This is a genomic window from Pseudomonas rustica (assembly GCF_049959085.1).
Lineage (GTDB): Bacteria > Pseudomonadota > Gammaproteobacteria > Pseudomonadales > Pseudomonadaceae > Aquipseudomonas > Aquipseudomonas rustica.
In genome coordinates this window covers 1,710,367-1,730,265 of sequence record NZ_CP188200.1, presented here as the reverse complement: position 1 = coordinate 1,730,265, position 19,899 = coordinate 1,710,367, and the positions used below count along the sequence as shown (strand labels likewise).

19 protein-coding genes are annotated in these 19,899 nt (G+C 59.9%); 9 read left to right on the top strand and 10 right to left on the bottom strand.

The window, feature by feature from the left end; all coding sequences use genetic code 11:
* Positions 1 to 2 precede the first annotated feature (2 nt).
* From ACP3TY_RS08130 to ACP3TY_RS08120, 3 genes are all read right to left on the bottom strand, one after another.
* Positions 3 to 539, bottom strand: coding sequence for a Csu type fimbrial protein (locus ACP3TY_RS08130; RefSeq protein WP_426619682.1), 537 nt, complete (start codon positions 537 to 539; stop codon positions 3 to 5).
* 20 nt (positions 540 to 559) lie between these two features.
* The gene (locus ACP3TY_RS08125; RefSeq protein ID WP_053121737.1) at positions 560 to 1,093 is read right to left on the bottom strand and encodes a Csu type fimbrial protein; all 534 of its coding nucleotides are present in this window, start codon (positions 1,091 to 1,093) and stop codon (positions 560 to 562) included.
* A 78-nt stretch (positions 1,094 to 1,171) separates the two neighbouring features.
* Positions 1,172 to 1,675, bottom strand: coding sequence for a Csu type fimbrial protein (locus ACP3TY_RS08120; protein ID WP_371926030.1), 504 nt, complete (start codon positions 1,673 to 1,675; stop codon positions 1,172 to 1,174).
* 269 nt (positions 1,676 to 1,944) lie between these two features.
* On the opposite strand from ACP3TY_RS08120, the gene zapE reads away from it, so the two are divergent.
* The gene (gene zapE / locus ACP3TY_RS08115; RefSeq protein ID WP_426619681.1) at positions 1,945 to 3,075 is read left to right on the top strand and encodes a cell division protein ZapE; all 1,131 of its coding nucleotides are present in this window, start codon (positions 1,945 to 1,947) and stop codon (positions 3,073 to 3,075) included.
* Between the two features lie 180 nt (positions 3,076 to 3,255).
* On the top strand, positions 3,256 to 4,569 hold the full coding sequence (locus tag ACP3TY_RS08110; RefSeq protein ID WP_426619680.1) for a leucine-rich repeat-containing protein kinase family protein: 1,314 nt from the start codon (positions 3,256 to 3,258) through the stop codon (positions 4,567 to 4,569).
* An 86-nt stretch (positions 4,570 to 4,655) separates the two neighbouring features.
* Here ACP3TY_RS08110 and ACP3TY_RS08105 read toward each other — a convergent pair whose 3' ends face one another.
* The gene (locus ACP3TY_RS08105) at positions 4,656 to 5,360 is read right to left on the bottom strand and encodes a YebC/PmpR family DNA-binding transcriptional regulator (protein ID WP_053121745.1); all 705 of its coding nucleotides are present in this window, start codon (positions 5,358 to 5,360) and stop codon (positions 4,656 to 4,658) included.
* A 221-nt stretch (positions 5,361 to 5,581) separates the two neighbouring features.
* Here ACP3TY_RS08105 and ACP3TY_RS08100 point away from each other — a divergent pair, with 221 nt between their 5' ends.
* Positions 5,582 to 6,967 carry a type VI secretion system Vgr family protein gene (locus ACP3TY_RS08100; RefSeq protein WP_426619679.1) on the top strand — a complete coding sequence of 462 codons (1,386 nt, stop codon included), beginning with the start codon at positions 5,582 to 5,584 and terminating at the stop codon, positions 6,965 to 6,967.
* Between the two features lie 118 nt (positions 6,968 to 7,085).
* On the opposite strand, the gene ACP3TY_RS08095 is transcribed toward ACP3TY_RS08100, so the two are convergent.
* Both ACP3TY_RS08095 and ACP3TY_RS08090 read right to left on the bottom strand, forming a co-directional pair.
* Positions 7,086 to 8,477 carry an FAD-dependent oxidoreductase gene (locus ACP3TY_RS08095; RefSeq protein ID WP_426619678.1) on the bottom strand — a complete coding sequence of 464 codons (1,392 nt, stop codon included), beginning with the start codon at positions 8,475 to 8,477 and terminating at the stop codon, positions 7,086 to 7,088.
* 73 nt (positions 8,478 to 8,550) lie between these two features.
* Positions 8,551 to 9,876 carry an MFS transporter gene (locus tag ACP3TY_RS08090; protein WP_053121750.1) on the bottom strand — a complete coding sequence of 442 codons (1,326 nt, stop codon included), beginning with the start codon at positions 9,874 to 9,876 and terminating at the stop codon, positions 8,551 to 8,553.
* Positions 9,877 to 10,161: 285 nt separating this feature from the next.
* Between ACP3TY_RS08090 and ACP3TY_RS08085 the strand changes: the two genes are divergently transcribed.
* Positions 10,162 to 11,034, top strand: coding sequence for a LysR family transcriptional regulator (locus tag ACP3TY_RS08085; RefSeq protein ID WP_053121752.1), 873 nt, complete (start codon positions 10,162 to 10,164; stop codon positions 11,032 to 11,034).
* A gap of 122 nt (positions 11,035 to 11,156) precedes the next feature.
* On the top strand, positions 11,157 to 11,885 hold the full coding sequence (locus ACP3TY_RS08080; protein ID WP_426619677.1) for a CatB-related O-acetyltransferase: 729 nt from the start codon (positions 11,157 to 11,159) through the stop codon (positions 11,883 to 11,885).
* Between the two features lies 1 nt (position 11,886).
* On the opposite strand, the gene ACP3TY_RS08075 is transcribed toward ACP3TY_RS08080, so the two are convergent.
* Positions 11,887 to 12,747, bottom strand: a complete 861-nt coding sequence (locus ACP3TY_RS08075) for a LysR substrate-binding domain-containing protein (protein ID WP_426619676.1) — start codon at positions 12,745 to 12,747, stop codon at positions 11,887 to 11,889.
* Positions 12,748 to 12,859: 112 nt separating this feature from the next.
* On the opposite strand from ACP3TY_RS08075, the gene ACP3TY_RS08070 reads away from it, so the two are divergent.
* Complete coding sequence (locus tag ACP3TY_RS08070) at positions 12,860 to 13,969, top strand: 2-aminoethylphosphonate--pyruvate transaminase (protein ID WP_400647114.1); 1,110 nt, start codon at positions 12,860 to 12,862, stop codon at positions 13,967 to 13,969.
* 141 nt (positions 13,970 to 14,110) lie between these two features.
* A complete protein-coding gene (gene phnX, locus ACP3TY_RS08065) occupies positions 14,111 to 14,938 on the top strand; it encodes a phosphonoacetaldehyde hydrolase (protein ID WP_159815329.1) in 828 nt (275 codons plus the stop codon).
* Positions 14,939 to 15,058: 120 nt separating this feature from the next.
* Here phnX and ACP3TY_RS08060 read toward each other — a convergent pair whose 3' ends face one another.
* Positions 15,059 to 15,385 carry a hypothetical protein gene (locus ACP3TY_RS08060; RefSeq protein WP_426619675.1) on the bottom strand — a complete coding sequence of 109 codons (327 nt, stop codon included), beginning with the start codon at positions 15,383 to 15,385 and terminating at the stop codon, positions 15,059 to 15,061.
* On the opposite strand from ACP3TY_RS08060, the gene ACP3TY_RS08055 reads away from it, so the two are divergent.
* Both ACP3TY_RS08055 and ACP3TY_RS08050 read left to right on the top strand, forming a co-directional pair.
* The gene (locus tag ACP3TY_RS08055) at positions 15,378 to 15,728 is read left to right on the top strand and encodes a hypothetical protein (protein WP_426619674.1); all 351 of its coding nucleotides are present in this window, start codon (positions 15,378 to 15,380) and stop codon (positions 15,726 to 15,728) included. The genes ACP3TY_RS08060 and ACP3TY_RS08055 overlap by 8 nt on opposite strands.
* 291 nt (positions 15,729 to 16,019) lie before the next feature.
* Positions 16,020 to 16,568 carry a cytochrome b gene (locus tag ACP3TY_RS08050; protein ID WP_426619673.1) on the top strand — a complete coding sequence of 183 codons (549 nt, stop codon included), beginning with the start codon at positions 16,020 to 16,022 and terminating at the stop codon, positions 16,566 to 16,568.
* A 246-nt stretch (positions 16,569 to 16,814) separates the two neighbouring features.
* On the opposite strand, the gene ACP3TY_RS08045 is transcribed toward ACP3TY_RS08050, so the two are convergent.
* Both ACP3TY_RS08045 and ACP3TY_RS08040 read right to left on the bottom strand, forming a co-directional pair.
* On the bottom strand, positions 16,815 to 17,714 hold the full coding sequence (locus ACP3TY_RS08045) for a 1-aminocyclopropane-1-carboxylate deaminase/D-cysteine desulfhydrase (protein WP_426619672.1): 900 nt from the start codon (positions 17,712 to 17,714) through the stop codon (positions 16,815 to 16,817).
* Positions 17,715 to 17,839: 125 nt separating this feature from the next.
* The gene (locus ACP3TY_RS08040) at positions 17,840 to 19,879 is read right to left on the bottom strand and encodes an NADPH-dependent 2,4-dienoyl-CoA reductase (protein ID WP_212551239.1); all 2,040 of its coding nucleotides are present in this window, start codon (positions 19,877 to 19,879) and stop codon (positions 17,840 to 17,842) included.
* Positions 19,880 to 19,899: the final 20 nt, after the last annotated feature.

The window sequence follows — 19,899 nt, the reverse complement described above, 5'->3', positions numbered from 1 at the left end:
CATCAGAACGTCAGTTCGACAGCGACGGTGTCGGTGTAGGTACCCGCCGGCAGACCGGCCTTGCCCACGGCCTGACCGTAGATATTCACGGTCTGCGCGACACCGGTACTCGCGGCGAGATTGATCGTCCCGTCGATCGCCAACAGCTGCGAGTGCCCGGCATCGGTGTAAAAGTCGTAGGGCACGTAATTCGCCACGCCGTCGTACAACGCACGGGTGCCACCCGGCGACATGCCGTCATGGGCACCGGCGCGCACTTTTACCGTCGGCGTGGTGCCGCTGGAGCACAGAATCGACAGCGCCCCGCCGCCACCGCCCAGCACTTGCCCGGTGGCCGTGGTGAACAGGCTGTTGGCGGTGCCGAAGTTCAAGGCACCGAAGTTGAGACCGGTGGAGCCACCGGCGCCGTTGACCTGACAGCTGCTGATCAGGATCAGGCTGGAGGTGATCTGGCCAGTGACCGTGGTGGCGGCGTTGGCGCTGGAAACCAGCGCCAGACCGAGCAGCGACAAACCTATCCTTGATGCAAACGTACGCATGGTGTCCGTCCTCTACGGGGTTACCAGTCGAGCGTCACCGTCAGGGTGTCGGTGTAGACCCCTGCCGGAACCGCGCGGGTATTCGCCACCACCGAGCCAAATACCGGAATGGGTATTTGCGCAGCGCTGGTGACAGCGAAATTGTGTTGTTGGCCGATGCTGTAGCTCTGCGCGCCCGAGGGGTCGAGAAACAGCTGATAAGGGAGGGTCTGGCGACCGTTGCTCAGGCGCCGGGTGTTGCCGTCGCCATGGGTGCCGCCGTCGATGGTGACGGTGAAACCGGTGACCGAAGGGTTGCAGGCGACATTGAGTTTGCCGCTGGTGTCGCCGTCGAGGGCTGCTTTGATCGGCGCGTTCCAGGTCGGCCCCTGCTGACCGAAATCCAGCGTGCCGAGATCGCTGACCGGACTGGCAGGATTGGAGGTGTTGGTGACTTCGCAGCCGGCGATCAGGATCAGCCGCGCGTGGATCTGCCCGCTGACCGCTGCTTGCGCATCGTCCGCGAGCAGCGCCAGCGTACCTGCTGCCATGACCATCCAGTATTTGCCTGCCATTGCGCCCGTCCCGACTCCTTCAGCGACTTCATCCATTGCGCTCATCATTGAGCACTGCGTTGTTGCTGTCCGTTGCGATCACCAGGTGACCGTTACTTTCACTAAATCCGAATAGCGGCTGACCTTCGGCACTTCCGCCAGCCGCTCGATCCGCGCATACAACGGCAACTCCACCGTGCCCGTGTCCGGCACCCGCCCGCTGACCGGTACGTCCACCACCAGCGGCACTCGCCGCGCCGCATCCTGATACAAGCGGTAAGGAATCGGCTTGCTGCCCTCCGTCCCGGCCATGTATCGCACCTCACCGACACCGCCGTGCAAACCGCCGTCAACGCGCATCTGATAAGGCGTGTCCGGGTTGCATTCCAGCCGTGGCAAGCGTTGATTGGTCAGCGCCGCACTCAATGGCCCGTCAGGGTCGTCAAGGCGCGCGGTGCTACCAAAGTCGAGCACGCCGAGCTGCTCAATCCCGGCCTCGCGTTGCTGGCCGATCAACTGGCAGCCGCGCTGCACGTCGACTCGCACTTCGACCTGTAGATCCGCCGCGTATGCAGGTGCAGCAAGCACACCCAGCAGGCCCATGACCACTCGTTGTTTCACTGCGCCATTCCTTGTCAGCACTGGCTTGCGCTGTCGTGACTGTGTTTCAGGTTAGCAACGCACGGCGATTGCGCCAGTCAATTGGATCCATGGATCGGCCCGGTTATGTTTCGAAAGGTTGGCAACACGCAGAAAATGTTCTGTCACCGAACGGCCTCGACCGCCCGAGGTAGAAGCCGTTGACGTCGCCTGGTTACAATGTCGCGCCGCACTCCGGGGAGGCGGCATGACCGATACGGAGTGACCGCAGAGTGCCCGCCCGACCGCCGAAACGATCACACCTGAGCCAACGCTGGCCGGTGCTGCGCCGCTTGTTCGGCAAGGGCATTGGCGCCAGCGCCGGGCACGAGGCGAGCGCACAGTCGATCCGCGATTATTTCCGCAACAAGGCGCATCAGCAGGGTTACACCCTCAGCCACAGTCAGCAGCGCGTCATCGATTGCATGGCGCAACAGGCCAGTCTGCTGTTCGGCGCCACCGCACAAACTCCGCCGAGCCTTTACCTGTACGGCGCGGTCGGGCGCGGCAAGAGCTGGCTGCTCGACGGTTTCTTTCAGGCGCTGCCGATCACGCAAAAGCGGCGGCTGCACTTCCATCAGTTTTTCGCGCAATTGCATCAAGGCATGTTCAGCCACCGCGAGCAGGAAGACGCCCTCGCCACCACCCTCGATGAGTTGCTGCAAGATTGTCGGGTGTTGTGTTTCGACGAATTTCACGTGCATGACATCGGCGACGCGATGCTCATCACCCGGCTGTTCAAAGCGCTGTTCCAGCGCGGGATTCTGCTGCTGGTGACCTCTAACTATCCGCCTGAAGGCTTGCTGCCCAACCCGCTCTATCACGCGCGGTTCAAACCGGTGATCGAGTTGATCAATACGCGCATGCAGGTCATGGAAGTCGGCGGCCCGCATGATTACCGCAGTCTGGCGCGTAATCATGAACATCAAGTATTTACCCATGGGCATTATGTCTGGCCGGGTACGGCCGATCAGCGCATGGCCCTGAACCTGCCGGCACAGGATGCCCCGCCATTGTCGCTGGCCGTCGGTACCCGGCATTTTCGGGCGCGACGGTGTGACGACAGAAGCGTGGCTTTTACCTTCGATGACCTGTGCGAGCAGCCGACGGCGGTGATGGATTATCTGGAGTTGTGTCGGCGTTTCGACCACTGGGTGATTGATGATTTGCCACTGCTGGGCGACTGCTCGATTGCGGCGCAACAGCGCTTCATTAATTTGATCGACGTGCTTTACGACCAGGATAAACACCTGACGTTGATTGGCCGCTTGTCGCTGTGCGAAAGCCTGGGCGGCGATGCGATTGATCTAGGGCGTACGCGTAGCCGGTTGGGGCAGCTTCAGGTTATCCCTCAACTAGCCTGACGCCAGCCTCTGTAGGAGCTGTCGAGTGAAACGAGGCTGCGATCTTTTGACCCTCGGTTTGCCAAATCAAAAGATCGCAGCCTGCGGCAGCTCCTACACCTGCATTAGCTTCTGCCGTTATCATGTCGTCCATTCCCGAGCGCCTCGTGTCTTGGTCCTCTTTCTAAAGTGAACACCTACATGCATACCCTTGCTCAATTGCGCGCCGGCGAGTTGTCGGGCATCACGCGGCTGGATCTGTCGTGCGGGCTGACCGAGTTTCCGCGCGAGATTTTCGAGCTGGCCGACACCCTCGAAATCCTCAACCTCAGCGGCAATAATCTGAGCAGTCTGCCGGATGATCTGCACCGTCTGACCCGCTTGCGCGTGCTGTTCTGCTCGGACAACCCGTTCACCGAACTGCCCGCTTGCCTCGGCCAATGCGCGGCGTTGACGATGATCGGTTTCAAGGCCAACCGCATCGTCAACGTTCCCGGCGCCGCGCTGCCGCCGCTGTTGCGCTGGCTGATACTGACCGACAACTGCATCGAAACCCTGCCGAGCGAACTGGGCGAACGCCCCTATCTGCAGAAACTCATGCTGTCTGGCAATCGTCTGCAAGCGCTGCCGCCGTCGCTGAGCCAATGCCATCGACTCGAGCTGCTGCGCATCTCCGTCAACCAGTTCACCGAGCTGCCGCAATGGCTGTTGAGTTTGCCGAGCCTGACGTGGCTGGCCTACGCCGGTAATCCGCTGGAAACCGAAGCCGATGCTGCCGCCCTCGAAGCCACGCCACTGATCGACTGGTCAGCGTTGCGTCTGGAGCAGAAGCTGGGCGAAGGCGCCTCCGGGGTGATTCATCGGGCGATCTGGCAACGTGCCGATCACAGCGAGGAGCCGGTCGCGGTGAAGTTGTACAAAGGTGAGATGACCAGCGATGGCTCACCGCTGCACGAGATGAACGCGTGCATCACCGCCGGCTTGCACCCGAATTTGATCCGCGTTGAAGGGCGAATCGACGGCCACCCCGACGGTCAGCAAGGCTTGGTCATGCAGTTGATCGATCCGAGCTTTCGCAACCTCGCCGGGTTGCCAAGTCTGGCGACGTGTTCGCGGGATGTTTACGCCGATGACCTGCGCTTCACGGCTGAGGTTGCGCTGCGCATTGCCAAGGGCGTTGCCTCGGCGGCGGAGCATCTGCATGAGCAAGGCATCACCCACGGCGACCTCTACGGGCACAACATTATGTTGAACGACCGAGGCGATTGTTTATTGGGGGATTTTGGCGGGGCGTCGTTCCACGCCACGACGGATAACGCGCAGACACGGGCGCTGCAACGCATTGAAGTGCGGGCGTTCGGGGTTTTGTTGGGGGAGTTGCTGGCGCGCGTTGACTCGGGGTTGAGTGTAGAGCTGCGTGTGCAGCTGGAGGAGCTGGAGCGGCGTTGTTGTCAGGCGGATGTGCTGGCGCGGCCGGGGTTCGGTGAAGTGATTGAGGTGTTGGAAAACCTCTGACAGCTAAAAAGATCGCAGCCTGCGGCAGCTCCTACAGTGAACGCGATCCCCTGTAGGAGCTGCCGCAGGCTGCGATCTTTTGATCTTTAGCCAGCCAGACCCACAAACATATCCTGCACGTCATCATGGTTGTCGAGGCCTTCAAGGAACGCCTCAACTTCAGCCATCTGCTCATCGCTCAACCCGGTCACCGGGTTTTTCGGCTGGTAGCCAAGCTTGGCCGACAACACGGTGAAGCCTTGCTCCGGCAGGGCTTTCTGCACGGCATCAAGGTCAGTCGGGTCGGTCAGAAACAGTGTCGCGCCGTCTTCGCCCGGCTCGAAATCCTGAGCACCGGCTTCGATCGCGGCCATTTCCGGATCGGCGTCCGGGGTGTCCGGCGACGCTTCGATCATGCCAACGTGATTGAAATCCCACGCGACCGAACCGGAAGCGCCCAGTTGGCCCTTGCGGAACGCGACGCGGATTTCGGCGACGGTGCGGTTAACGTTGTCGGTCACGCACTCGACGATCAGCGGCACCTGGTGCGGGGCGAAACCTTCGTAGGTCACGCGGTGGTATTGCACCGCTTCACCGAGCAGACCGGCGCCTTTCTTGATCGCGCGATCGAGGGTTTCTTTCGGCATCGAGGCTTTCTTGGCCTGTTCAACCACCAGACGCAAGTGTGCGTTGGTAGTGGTATCGGCACCGTTACGCGCAGCAATGGTGATTTCTTTCACCAGTTTGCCGAAGATTTTGCCCCTGGCGTTGGCTGCCGCTTCTTTGTGTTTAACCTTCCACTGTGCGCCCATTACTCACTCTCTTGATCTGTGGCGCCGAGACATCTATTGGCCGACGCGTGGCGCCAAGTTTATACGGCCTAAAGTCGGCAATCGACCAAAAATATTGATTGGCGAATCGACATCTTCACCACAACGTGTAGGGCGATTCTGAAAAGCTGCCTTGCGGTGACTATTCCGCGCTGCGGTTTCGTACCCTCTGCCGTCCGTATTGACCGACAGAACCTGTACGAATGCTCAATGACATGGAAAGTCCCTTCACCCTGACCCTGATCGATGGCGGATTGTGCCTGCCGGTGGTGCGTTTCAGCGGTGATGAAGCGCTCAATCAGCCCTTTCGCTTCGAGGTCGATGTCATTGGCCTGGCGCCCGCCGTCCTGCCCGACAGCTTGCTGGAGCAACCGGCGTATTTACGCCTGAGCGAGCAGCACGGTGTGCATGGCCTGATCCACAGTGTCCGTTGCGAACATCGCGGCACGCACCGGATCGGTTATCGATTGGTGCTGGTGCCTTATCTGCAACGTCTGGCGCAATCGCTTAAACGCCGGGTGTTTGTGCAGTTGAGTGTGCCGGCGATCCTTGCACAATTGCTCACCGAGCATGGGCTGCCAAAGAACAGCTTTCGCATCGAAATGACCGTCGGCCACTACCCTGTGCGGGACTTTTGCATTCAATACGAGGAAAGCGACCTGGCGCTGCTGCAACGTCTGTGTGAAGACGAAGGCATCCATTATCATTTCGAGCATCGGCCTGACGGGCATGTGGTGGTGTTTGCCGATGACAGCCTAAGCCTGCCGCAGGAACCGACGCTGCTGCCCTTCAGTCTCGACGATGACACGCCATCGCCACGGGTCTGCGCGCTGTTTCAGCAACATGACGCCGCGCCAATTCGAGCGCTGCACCGGGTGCGCAATCGTGGCCAACAGGCGTCGGGCGAGGACTCGGCCAATCAAACCGTGCCTGTCCTCGCACCGCAGATGTTGTCCCTTGAACAACGTGATGCCGAACAACGCAGCCGCCGTCATCTGGAGCGCCAGCGCTGCCAGTACCGCTCGATTCACGGTCGCTGCGACAGCCCCGGATTGCACAGCGCCGACCTGCTGCAAGTGACCGAACATCCGATCAATGCCTTCAATGAACAATGGTTGATCACGTCCGTGCGCCATCAGGGTCAGCAACTTTGCATCCTTGATCCGGCGCCGAGTGTGTATCGCTATCACTGTGATTTCACGGCTTTGCCATGGTCGACGGATTTTCGCCCGGCGCTGAAACAATCACGGCCGAGCATTCCGGGGATTCACTTGGCGCGAGTGCTCGGCACAAAGGGGCAGCCATCGAAACTGGATGACAAGGGGCGCATCAAGGTGAGTTTGTGGCCGAGGCCAACATCGCATGATTCTGAGGGGATTTGGCTGCCGATTGCGTTGACCAACGCCAATGGCCGCATTGCCGCGCACGAGTTGCCCCGTGCGGGCAGTGAGGTGTGGGTGAGTTTTCTCGACAGCGATCCGGATCGACCGATTTTGTGTTTGGGAGCGCAGCGCGAATCCGCGCCGGTTGAAGCACCGCCAGCACGCGACAGCAGCCTCTTACTCGACTGGCTGATCAACCGCTCCTGACCACAAATCCAGACCGGTAGGAGCTGCCGAAGGCTGCGATCTTTTGATCTTGTTTTTTACAATCAACAGCAAAAGATCGCAGCCTTCGGCAGCTCCTACAGGGGTTGTTTTCAACCCTTCAGGCTTTGTCGGCTTTGCCGGCGGCAGCGGCGAATTTCGCCAGGCGCACGTCCAGATGCCGTGGCCGGTGGCCGTGATCTTCGGCGCGTTCCTTGCGGCGGATGGCGTTGCGTACCATCAGCGAACCGAGGTAACGAATCGGCTCCGGCGGGAAATACCCCAGCGGCCCGTTCACAATCGGCGAACGCGTCCAGGCGTTATCCATCCCCTGCACCAGCGACGCCAGAATCTGCCCGCCCATGTGACAAGGCCCAACCCCGCTGCCGGAATAGCCAAATCCATAAAACACATTGCCGCTGCTGCTCATTTGCCCAAAAAACGGCAAACCGGTCACCGAGCGATCCGACGGCCCGTTCCACGTCGCATCGACTTTCACATCGCTGAACGCCGGGAAGAAGTCATCGAGGCTGCGCTTGAGCAACCCGGCATACGGCGACGGCTGATCGAACACCGGCAGCATCCGCCCGCCAAAGGCAAAGGTGTTGCCGCCCTTGCCAAGCATGATCCGGCCGTCCGGGGTGTTGTGGTAGTAGTGCACGAAAATCCGCGAATCGAGCACGGTCACACCGCTGGTCAAACCGATCTCCTGCAACAGATCCGGGCGCGGTTCGGTGATCAGCATGTCGCTGGAAACAATCGCCACGCTGCGTTCGAACTGCGGAAAGGCCCGGGCCATCCATGCGTTCATCGCCAGCACCACGCGGTCGGCGATGATGTTGCCGTTGGGTGTTTGAATGCGCGCCGGGCGCCCTTCCTCCAGACCGGTCATTGCTGTGTTTTCATGGATCGTCACGCCCAGTTGCAACGCCACACGCCGCAATCCGCGCACCAGTTTGCCCGGTTGCACACTGGCCGCCGCTGGCGAAAACCAGCCTTCCAGATGTTTGCTGGAACCGGCCATGCGCTGCACATCCGCGACCGGCCGCTGGGTGAACGAGTTGATGCCGTTACGCTCCAGCGCCGCGATCACCGCATCGGTCGAGCCGACTTGCGCACGGTTGGTCGCGGTGTACAGCGTGCCGTCGAGGCGGTAATCGGCATCGACGCCGTACTGCTCGCAAAACTCGCCGATCGCATGAATGCTGCGCTCGGATTCCTTGACCAGACGCACCGCCTCCTCGACGCCAAACAGGCGTTCCAGGGTGAAATATTTCGCCGACCATGACAGCGCACAACCGCCGTTACGCCCACTGGCGCCAGCGCCGCAGATGTCAGCTTCGATCAGCCGCACGTCGAGTTCAGGGTTCTGTTGCTTGAGCATGATCGCCGTCCACAACCCGGTGTAACCGCCGCCAACGATGCACACGTCGGTGCGCACTTCGCCTTGCAGCGGCGGGCAAGTCTCGGACGTATCAGCCTGCAAGGCCTGCTCCAGCCAAAACGGTCTCATGGGATTTCTCCAGTCAGTGGGCCACGGCGCAGCCTGCCGCGAACGTCGCAGCAGGCCACACGGCAGCGGGTTTTCAGGTACGCAGAGGTTTGATGGTCAGCGGGCAATTGGGGATCGAGGCGCGTGGTTCCATGACGCCGACCGGGCGGCTGTTCCAGTGCGGGATCAGCACCAGTGCCGAAAACAATGCGCAACCGGCGAAGACGATGAACACCGTCACCGAGTCGAAATAACCCGGCAGCAGACCGCCGAGCACCGCACCGACCGAGCCGCAACCGTTAACGAAACCGGCCGCCGTGGCGCCCGCCTTGGCTTTACCGAAATCGATGGCGGCTGCACCGCTGATCATCGAGTCCGGGCCATACAGGGTCAGGCCCATGACAAACAGCAGCGCGACGACCAGCAACACACTGCCGGTTTGCAGCGCGGCCATAAACAGCGCCAGCGTCACGGTCAGCGCGAGCAAACTGATGACGCAGGCCGGCATGCGCCGCGCACCGAAGAGTTTGTCCGAGGCCAGACCGATGAGGATCGGCCCGAGCAATCCGGCCAGTTCGAACGAGGTCGGAATAATCGCCGCGCCGACCTTGCCGACACTCGGCATCTGTTCAAACACGATCACCGGGCCCCACAACAGAATCGCGTAACGCGCCGGTTTCAACATGAAATACGCCAGACCGAGCACCAACACCGTGCGGTTGCGCAGGATTTCCTTGAGCGGCTCCCACACGCTTAGCTTGCTGTTGGCTGCGGTTTCCTCAGCGGTCAATACCGGCTCCGGATCGACTTCCGGCAGGCCGACGTCTTCCGGTTTATTGCGCTGGAAGATAAAGAACAGTACCGCGACCACTGCCACCACCACCGCGCTGGAAATAAACGCCGCGTGCCAACTGCCGATCAACGTATACGCCCACCAACCGGCGAACGGCGACGCGACCAGACCGCCAAACGCGTAGCAGGAACTCCACAAGCCAAGCACCCGCCCGCGTTCCTTCGCAGGAAAGAAACTGCCAAGGTTTTTACACAACCCCGACCATCCGGTGGACTGCGCCAGGCCTTGTATCAGCATGCAAGTGGCGAAAATCGGAAGTGTGGCGTAACTGCCCATCACCAACGCGGCTGCGGCGGAAATCAGCAAGCCGCCGAGCACCACGACCCGTGGGCCAAAGCGGTCGGCGAGCATGCCCCAGGTGAATTGGCCCACGGCATACGCCGCCAGATAGATGGCGTCGAGGTTGGCCATGGCCATTTTGTCGAGCATGAAGGTCGGGTCTTCGGCGATGCCCAGTTTGGCCACCGAAAAGGCTTTGCGGGTGAAGTAGAAAGCGGCGTACGCAAGCCAGGTAATCGCGAAAATCTGCACGCGCCAACGTGCGATGGTGCCGATGTGCTTGTTCATTGTGGTTCTGACCTCAGGGTGTGAGTGTGCCGGCAGAATCGTTAAGCAAAACGCCTGTGTTTTTATTGTTGAGCACTGCGATACCACCCTTCCCTATGGCGGTACCGGTCAGATGAGGCCTGCGGTTGCACGCACAGGCTCATGGCCAACGCCGCTGCTCGACCGAGCAGTCAGCGATGGCGTGAGCCGATCAAAGCAATTACTGTTTAATAAATAAAATCGATTTATCGTATTTCACTCATAAGCTCAGCTTGTTACTGAACTGATCTCGCACCAGGAGTCGCCATGGCAGTCTCCCACGCCCAACTCAAAGCCTTCCACGCCGTCGCGGTGCATGGAAGCTTCACCAAAGCCGCCGAGCGGCTCTACCTCACGCAACCGGCGATTTCCGACCAGGTGCGCAAACTGGAAGAACGCTTTGGCGTTTTGCTTTTTCACCGCAATAAACGTTCCGTGCGCCTGACCGATCTGGGCGAACGCTTGCTGGCGATCACCCAGCGGCTGTTCGTGATCGAAGCCGAAGCGCAGGAATTACTCCAGGAATCCCAGGCCTTGCAGACCGGCAGCCTGATTCTGGCGGTGGATGCGCCGGTGCACGTGCTGCCGCAGATCGCGCGGTTCTGCGAGCGCTATCCGGGGATCAGCGTGAAGATCGAGACCGGCAACACCGACGAATCGCTGTTTCGCCTGTTCAACTATCAGGCCGATCTGGCCCTGCTCGGGCGTGATGTCAGCGATGAACGCTTGCTCTGTGTTCCGTTGCGTAACGATCCGATGGTCGCGTTTGTGTCGCGTAATCACCCGTGGGCCGAGCGCGAGTCGATCTGCCTGGCGGATCTCGATGACACGCCGTTGGTGTTGCGTGAACACGGTTCGGTAACCCGGCAAACCCTGGAAGAAGAAATGGCCCGGGCCGGGTTTCGCATTCGTCCGGCGATTCAGGTGGAAGGCCGGGAAGCGGCGCGTGAGGCCGTGGTGGTGGGGATTGGTGTCGGCGTGGTGTCGGCGGCGGAATTTGGGGCGGATTCGCGGGTGTGCGCGTTGCCGATTATCGACTGCACGCGGCGCCTGACGGAAACGTTGGTGTGCCTGCGCGAACAGAGTTCGCGGCGCGTGGTGGCGACGTTTCTGGAAATGGTGCGCGAGAGTCTGGCGTAACGTCGGAATTTTCGTATTCAGTCGGATCGAGATCGTCGGCTACACTGGCGCCTGAGCTCCTGTGACAAATTATTTCCCGACCCCTTTCGCAGAGTTGCGATCACGGAATCGAAGAACGCATCGTGAAAAAACTAATCAATTCCGTTCGAGATCATTTCTGGAAGAAATGGATTCGCCAGCACGATTGTAAAGTCGCCGGCGGCATTTCCTCGTTGCACAAGCGAACCAGGCTGACGCTCGAGGAGCACGTGTCCATCGGTTATGTGGTGATCGAGTCGAAACACCTGACCATCGGTGCACACACCTACATTCGCAGCGATTGCGTGCTGTCCGCCGTGTCCTCGATTGGCCGCTTTTGTTCGATCAGCACCCGCTGCTTTATCGGTCAGCAAAAGAGTTCTCACCCGACAGACTGGCTCAGTTCCCATCCCTTCCAGTACACCGACACCGCCCTGACGTTCGACCCGGTGGTGGCCGACGTCACCATCGGCCACGACGTCTGGATCGGGCACAGCGCGATGATTCTTGAAGGGGTGCAGATCGGCACTGGCGCGATTATCGCGACGCGTGCGCTGGTGACTCAGGATGTGCCGCCCTACGCGATCGTTGCCGGCACCCCGGCGAAGATCATCAAGTACCGGCATGACCCGCAGACCATCGAACGGTTGCTCAAGAGTCAGTGGTGGAATCTCGATGTGAAGCTGTTGCAGACGCTGCCGCTGAACGATCCGGCTGCCGCGCTGGATCTGCTCGAAGGCATGCAGTTGAAGCAGGCGGATTACCCGAGAATCGAGGTCACGCGCAAAACTACAGCGATCCTGCCGGCGCAAGCGCAGTTGGCGATTGCCTGATTCAGGCCGGTGCCAACCCGAAAAACGCCTGAATCAAGCGCAATTCCCGACGGCGCTCCATGCAACCGATCATGTGCCGGTTGACCAAGCCGTCGCCGACAATCGGAATCGCCACCACGCGCGGGTCATGGCTGACTTCCACCGATGACACCACGCCGACGCCCAACTCGGCGGCCACCGCTTCCGTTACCGCCTCGCGGCTGTCCAGCTCCAGCAGCACACGCGGATGGATTGCGGCCTGCGCACAGGCCTCGTCAAACGTTCGCCGGGTGATCGAACTCGGTTCACGCAGCACCATGATCACTTGATCCAGCTCCTTGAGTTTTACCTCGCCTTGGCGCGTTGCCCACGAATGCGCGGCGGGCACCAGTGCGCAAATCCGCGACTCGCTCAGCGCTTGCAGGTGCAGGCCTTTGCGCGGCTCGACTTCGGTCAGCACGGCGACATCCGCGTGCTCGGATAACAGCGCCGCGAGGGTTTCCTGAGCATTGCCCAAACGCAGATTCACCGTGATCCCCGGATAACGCGCGCGCAGGCTCGCCAACATCGGCATGACCATGTGCGGGCCGTCCGCCGCGACTTCGAGGCGCCCGGTGAGCAATTGCCGATTGGCTTCGAGCATGGTCTGCGCCTCTTCCGCGAGGCCAAACATCGCGCGGGTGATCGCCGCCAGTTTGGTGCCCTCCTCGGTCAGTTCCACCCGTCGCGCGGTGCGCCGCAACAGGGTGATCTGGTAGTGCTCCTCCAGCGCCTTGATGTGCCCGGTGACCGCCGGCTGACTGATGAACAACCGCGCAGCGGCACGGGTGAAGCTGCCTTCGCGGGCCACAGCATCGAAGGCGCGCAGTTGGAACAGGTTCATGGATAACTCTCACTGATGGCTGGCATAACAACAAACAATTTGATTGATGCAACGCCGAATTGCAACGTATGCCCCGTAGCTTCATCCCACAGCGCTATCCGAGGACACACGAATGAGTATTGCCGAACCCATCCTGCTCACTCCCGGCCCGTTGACCACTTCGGCCCGCACCCGCCAGGCGATGATGGTCGACTGGGGGTCATGGGATGACCGCTTCAACCAACTGACTGCCAGCCTCTGCGAACAATTGCTGGCGATCCTCAACGGCGCCGCCACTCACCATTGCGTGCCGTTACAGGGCAGCGGCACCTTCGCCGTCGAAGCGGCCATCGGCACCCTGGTGCCGCGCGACGGCAAAGTGCTGGTGCTGATCAACGGCGCTTACGGCAAACGACTGGCGAAAATCTGCGAAGTGCTCGGCCGCTCGTTCAGCACCTTCGAAACCGCTGAAGACGAACCGACCACCGCCGCTGACGTCGACCGCTTGCTGCGCGCCGACAGTGATATCACTCACGTCGCGCTGATTCATTGTGAAACCAGCACCGGGATTCTCAATCCGCTGCCAGAGATCGCCCACGTCGTCGAACAGCACGGCAAACGCCTGATCATCGACGCCATGAGCTCCTTTGGCGCCCTGCCGGTAGACGCGCAAAAAGTGCCGTTCGACGCACTGATCGCCGCGTCCGGCAAGTGTCTGGAAGGTGTGCCGGGGATGGGTTTCGTCTTCGCCCGCAAAGAGGCGCTGGCCGCTGCGGCTGGCAATTCGCACTCGCTGGCGATGGATCTGTTTGATCAACACGCTTATATGCAGAAAACCGGTCAATGGCGCTTCACCCCGCCGACCCACGTGGTCGCGGCGCTGCATGAAGCCTTGCTGCAATACAACGAAGAAGGTGGGTTGCCGGCACGGCATGCGCGTTACGCCGCCAACTGCCAGGCCTTGATGGAAGAGATGGGCAAACTCGGTTTGCGCAGCTTTCTGCCGGCAGCGATTCAGGCGCCGATTATTGCCACGTTCCATGCGCCGAGCGATCCGCGTTATCAGTTCAAGGATTTCTACGAACGGGTCAAAGCCAAGGGTTACATCCTTTATCCGGGCAAGCTCACTCAGGTTGAGACCTTCCGTGTCGGCTGCATCGGTCATGTCAGCCCGGACGAAATGCGCCAGGCGGTGGCGGCTGTTGGTGAAGTGCTGCGCGAAATGGAAGTCCTCGAAATCTGACCCCACCACCCATCCCCTGTGGGAGCGAGCCTGCTCGCGAAAGCGGTCGAACATTCAACACCGATGTCGACTGACACGACGCCTTCGCGAGCAGGCTCGCTCCCACATTTGAACTGCATTCAAATCAGGAATTTGATAGACATGAACTACGTCAATCCAAGCAAGCTGCAAGCCGCGATCCTCGACTGGGCCGGTACCGTGGTCGATTTCGGCTCGTTCGCGCCGACGCAGATTTTCGTCGAAGCCTTCGCCGAATTCGATGTGCAGGTCTCCATCGAAGAAGCCCGTGGCCCGATGGGCATGGGCAAGTGGGATCACATCCGCACCCTCTGTGATCAGCCGCAGGTCGCCGAGCGTTATCGCAAGGTTTTCGGCCGCACGCCGACCGATGACGACGTCACCGCGATTTACAACCGCTTCATGCCGCTGCAGATCGAGAAGATTGCCGAGCACTCGGCGCTGATTCCCGGCGCGCTGGAAACCATCGCCAATCTGCGTCAGCAAGGGATCAAGATCGGCTCCTGCTCCGGCTATCCGAAGCAGGTCATGGACAAAGTCGTCGAACTGGCCGCCACCAACGGTTATGTCGCTGACCATGTCGTGGCGACTGACGAAGTGCCGAACGGTCGCCCATGGCCGGCTCAGGCACTGGCCAACGTGATTGCCTTGGGCATCGACGACGTCGGCGCCTGTGTGAAGATCGACGACACCGTGCCGGGCATCCTGGAAGGCCGTCGCGCCGGGATGTGGACGGTTGCGCTGATCTGCTCGGGCAACGCGCTGGGCCTGGATTACGAAGGTTTCCGCGCCTTGGGCAGCGATGAACTGGCCAGCGAACGCAAGCGCATCCACGCGCTGTTCGAAAGCTCGCGTCCGCACTACATGATCGACACCATCACTGATTTGCCGGAAGTGATTGCCGACATCAACAAGCGTCTGGCCAAGGGTGAGATGCCGCAAAACGATTAAGGTAGATTGAAAAAACCGCCAACTGATAAAAAGTTGGCGGTTTTTTATTGATCACATTAAACACCTGATCGGTTTCAAGCTGTTAAACCTGAACAGTCTTTTAAATCAAAACAGTAACATTCAATCAACAACGGGATTGCCATCTGCATCATATTTCAATCTATCGGGATAACGAATCGAACCGTCCACTAGTTGCTCGGTGCCGTCAGCCCAGACGATACGACCATCTGGATATTCCACGGTGTCATCCGGCCACACGATGCGGCCATCAGGATGCTCGACCCGGCCGTCAGCATGCTGAATGATCCCGTCGGGGCGGGTAACTTTGTTTTTTCCGGCATCGACGATGCTGCCATCGCTCAGTGTGGTCGATCCATCCGGCTGGCGAATACTGCCGAGGGCGCTGATCAGGTTAATCAGTGCCACCGGATCAATGTTGATGTTCAAGGTAGGCCACGGCATTGGCGGACGGGCATTCACGGGTGGTTTGGTGCCCGGTGGCGCTGGTTTGACCGGTGGTTTGGTGCCAGGCGTCCCCGGAGTGACAGGTGGCTTCACGGGTGGTTTGACCGGCGGCTTCACAGGCGGTTTGACCGGTGCAGGTTTGACTGGCGGCTTGACCGGAACCACGGGTGGCTTGACCGGAGGTGTGGTGGGTCGGGTTACTGGCGGTTTGCTGCCCACGGGCTTCGGTCGAGATATCGGTGGCTTTGCCATCGCTTTTTTTACAATGTTTTTACTATGTTTGCGATTCAGAAGAATACAAAAAGTCATATTTAAGTCCTTTTAAGCAAGTTATCAACAGCATCACTTATTAAATCAAGCGATTTGAAAGCAACAACTGACCGCAACATTAGCGGATCAAACAACGCCAATCAAACTCTGTGCAGATTCAAGATATAAACAACAACCGGTTACACCCGCAGCACTAAAGTCCACAAACCGCAAACACTAGTAACTTTGTAAAAACAGCACATTAAAACTTTTGTTTCGTTCAGCAGAAATGCCCAAGTGGGTTTACAGTTAAGGCATGCCGTCAGAGAAACGGTGCGATGAAACCCTGAACCGAGAGGAACACTGTATGCCGTGGACAAGTTCCGAATCGCGTTACAGCACCGTGTCGGTCATGCTGCATTGGCTGATGTTGGTGCTGCTGGTGCTGGTGTACGCCAGCATGGAATTGCGCGGCTTCTTCCCCAAAGGCAGCGGCGGCCGCACGCTGATCCGCGAAGTGCATTACATGCTCGGCCTGACCGTATTCGTGCTGGTGTGGTTTCGCCTGCTCGCGCGCAGCCTCGGCCCGGCACCGAAAATCTTCCCCGCCTCGCCACAATGGCAAACCGTACTGGCGCGGCTGATGCACTGGGCGTTGTACCTGTTCATGATCAGCATGCCGATTCTGGGCTGGCTGATCACCAGTGCCGAGGGGCATCAGGTGATGTTTTACGGTTTCGATCTGCCGCTGCTGGTGGGTGAGGACAAAGCCTTCGCCAAACAGGTGGAGGGCTGGCACGTGCTGATCGCCACGATCGGTTACTGGCTGATCGGGCTGCACGCGCTGGCGGGGATCTATCACCATTATGTGGTGAGGGATAACACGTTGCTGCGGATGATGCCGAAGCGCGGGTAAACCCACTGAGGTCTCATTGTGGCTGGCAATGGGATCTATCTGGGTCAATGCAAACCATTGTGGCAAGCAATGGAATCTAGCTGGGGGAATTAAAACCATTGTGGCGAGGGGATTTATCCCCGTTGGGCTGCGAAGCGGCCCCAAAACCTTAGCATGCGGTGAGTCAGGCTGAACTGTGGTGGCTGAATTGGGGGCTGCTTCGCAGCCCAACGGGGATAAATCCCCTCGCCACAAAAACCTCACCTGTCAGGGCTGGAAACCGCGTCTGCCTTGTAGGCCGCCAGTGTGGATGAAGATCAGTCGTGTGCCGCTGGAAAATTTACCTGACCCAATTTGTTCCTTAAGGGCCAGCAGCGCTTTGCCGGTATACAGCGGTTCCAAGGGCACACCGCTAGCCTGCTCGGTCTGTTCAATAAACGCCAACAACCCCGGATCAACCTTGGCAAAACCACCTCGGCTGGCATCAATCAATTCATACCCCGCATCCACCCGCCCCGCTTCTCGCAGAATCGACTCAACCTGCGGCGCCACACCGTGATCTTCCGGCACCGCCAACGCACCATAAACCGTATGCGCCCCCGCCTCGGCAAGCACCAATCCCGCCAACGTCGTCCCGGTGCCGCACGCCAGCCACCAGCCGTGGTAATCACTCCAGCCCAATGAAGGCAATTGCGCGTCGACCTGCTCCTTAAGCGTCACGCAACCGAGCGCACCCGATAATCCCCCGCCACCCTCCGGCACCGCGTGCAACTCTGGATACTGCGCCCGCCATGGCAACCAAAACCCCGACTCATGCCGTGCCCGGTAACCGGCAAACCCCAACCAATGCAGGTGCATGCCGAACGCCTGCAGATCCTTCACCGTCGGCGTTTCCTGGGCATGCCCGCGCAACAGCCCCACGGTTTTGAACCCCAAGCGTCTTCCGGCCGCTGCCAATGCATGCAGATGATTGGAATGCGCACCGCCAAGGCTGATGATGCCTTCGGCGCCCGCACGGTCGGCGGCTTTGAGGTGTTCGCTGAGTTTGAACCACTTGTTGCCACTGATCAGCGGGTCGATCTGGTCGAGACGCAGGATCGCCACTTCGATGCCGGCGGCGGTCAGCCAGTCCAGATGAAGGGGTTCGAGGGGGGCGTGGGAAAACATGGACACTGCGTAATCTGAAAAAAACACATACTAGTAGGAGCTGCCGCAGGCTGCGATCTTTTGATCTTGTCTTTAAAAAACAAAATCAAAAGATCGCAGCCTGCGGCAGCTCCTACAGTGGGTGTTTACAGTTCAGCGGCGAGGCGCGAGCCTTGGTTGATCGCGCGTTTGGCATCCAGCTCTGCCGCGACATCCGCGCCGCCGATCAGGTGCACATTCTGCCCCGCCGCGACCAGGCCATCGTGCAGCTCACGCAATGGATCCTGCCCCGCGCAAATCACGATGTTGTCCACCGCCAGCAGTTGCGGCTCGCCGGTTTCGCCGATGCGAATGTGCAGACCGTCATCATCAATGCCCAGGTATTCCACGCTGTTGAGCATCTGCACCTGCTTGTTCTTCAAACCGGTACGGTGAATCCAGCCAGTGGTTTTACCCAGACCGTCGCCGACCTTGGTTTTCTTGCGCTGCAACAGGAACACTTCACGCGCTGGTGCATGCGGCGCCGCTTTGATCCCGGCGACGCCACCGCGTGCTTCCAGTTTCGTGTCGATGCCCCACTCTTTCCAGAACGCGGCGCGATCCTGACTGGTCGCAACGCCTTCGTGAACGAGGAATTCCGAGACGTCAAAACCGATGCCGCCAGCGCCGATCACCGCGACACGCTTGCCAACCGGTTTGCGCTCAAGGATCACGTCGATGTAGTTCAACACCTTGGCGTTCTCAACGCCGGGAATCGCCGGCAGACGCGGCGCGATACCGGTGGCGAGGATGATTTCGTCGTAGCCGCCTTCAACCAGTTTCGCCACATCAACGCGAGTGTTCAGGCACACCTCAACATTGGTGGTTTGCAGCTTGCGCTTGAAGTAACGCAGGGTTTCGAAGAACTCTTCTTTGCCCGGCACACGCTTGGCGATGTTGAACTGACCGCCGATTTCGCTGGCCGAATCGAACAAGGTCACCTGATGGCCACGCTCGGCCGCCACGGTCGCGGCAGACAAACCGGCAGGGCCAGCACCGACCACGGCAATCTTCTTGATCTGCTGCACCGGCAGATAGTTGAGCTCAGTCTCGTGGCAGGCACGCGGGTTGACCAGGCAACTGGTCAGCTTGCCGCCGAAGGTGTGATCGAGGCACGCCTGGTTGCAACCGATGCAGGTGTTGATTTCGTCGGCGCGGCCTTCGGCAGCCTTGTTGACGAAGTCCGGATCGGCGAGGAACGGCCGCGCCATCGAGACCATGTCGGCATCGCCTTCAGCGAGAATCTGCTCGGCGATTTCCGGGGTGTTGATGCGGTTGGTGGTGATCAACGGAATGCTCACCGAACCACGCAGCTTGGCCGTGACCTTGCTGAACGCGGCACGCGGCACTTTGGTGGCGATGGTCGGGATCCGCGCTTCGTGCCAGCCGATGCCGGTGTTGATGATGGTCGCGCCGGCCTGCTCAATGGCCTTGGCCAGGGTGACGATCTCATCCCAGGTGCTGCCGCCCTCGACCAGGTCGAGCATCGACAGACGGAAAATGATGATGAAGTTCGGGCCCACCGCTTCGCGCACACGGCGGACGATTTCCACCGGCAAGCGCATACGGTTTTCGTAGCTGCCTCCCCAACGGTCGGTACGGTGGTTGGTGTGCGCGGCGAGGAACTGGTTAATGAAATAGCCTTCCGAGCCCATGATTTCGACGCCGTCGTACTCGGCGGTTTGCGCCAGCACCGAGCAAGTGACGAAATCGCTGATCTGCTTTTCGATGCCCTCTTCGTCCAGCTCTTTTGGCTTGAACGGATTGATCGGCGCTTGAATCGCGCTCGGTGCCACTTGTTTCGGGCTGTAGGCATAACGACCGGCGTGGAGAATCTGCATGCAGATCTTGCCGCCCGCGTCATGCACCGCGCGGGTGACGATACGGTGCTTGAGCGCTTCTTCTTCGGTGGTCAGCTTGGCCGCACCAGAATAAACGCCGCCCTCGTCATTCGGGCCGATCCCGCCAGTCACCATCAGGCCAACACCGCCGCGCGCACGCTCAGCGAAGTACGCCGCCATACGCTCGAAACCGCCCGGTTTTTCTTCCAGGCCGGTGTGCATCGAACCCATCAGGGTACGATTGCGCAGCGTGGTGAATCCCAGATCCAGCGGGGCCAACAGGTGCGGGTAATGAGCGGCGGTCATCGGTAACTCCACAACGAGCA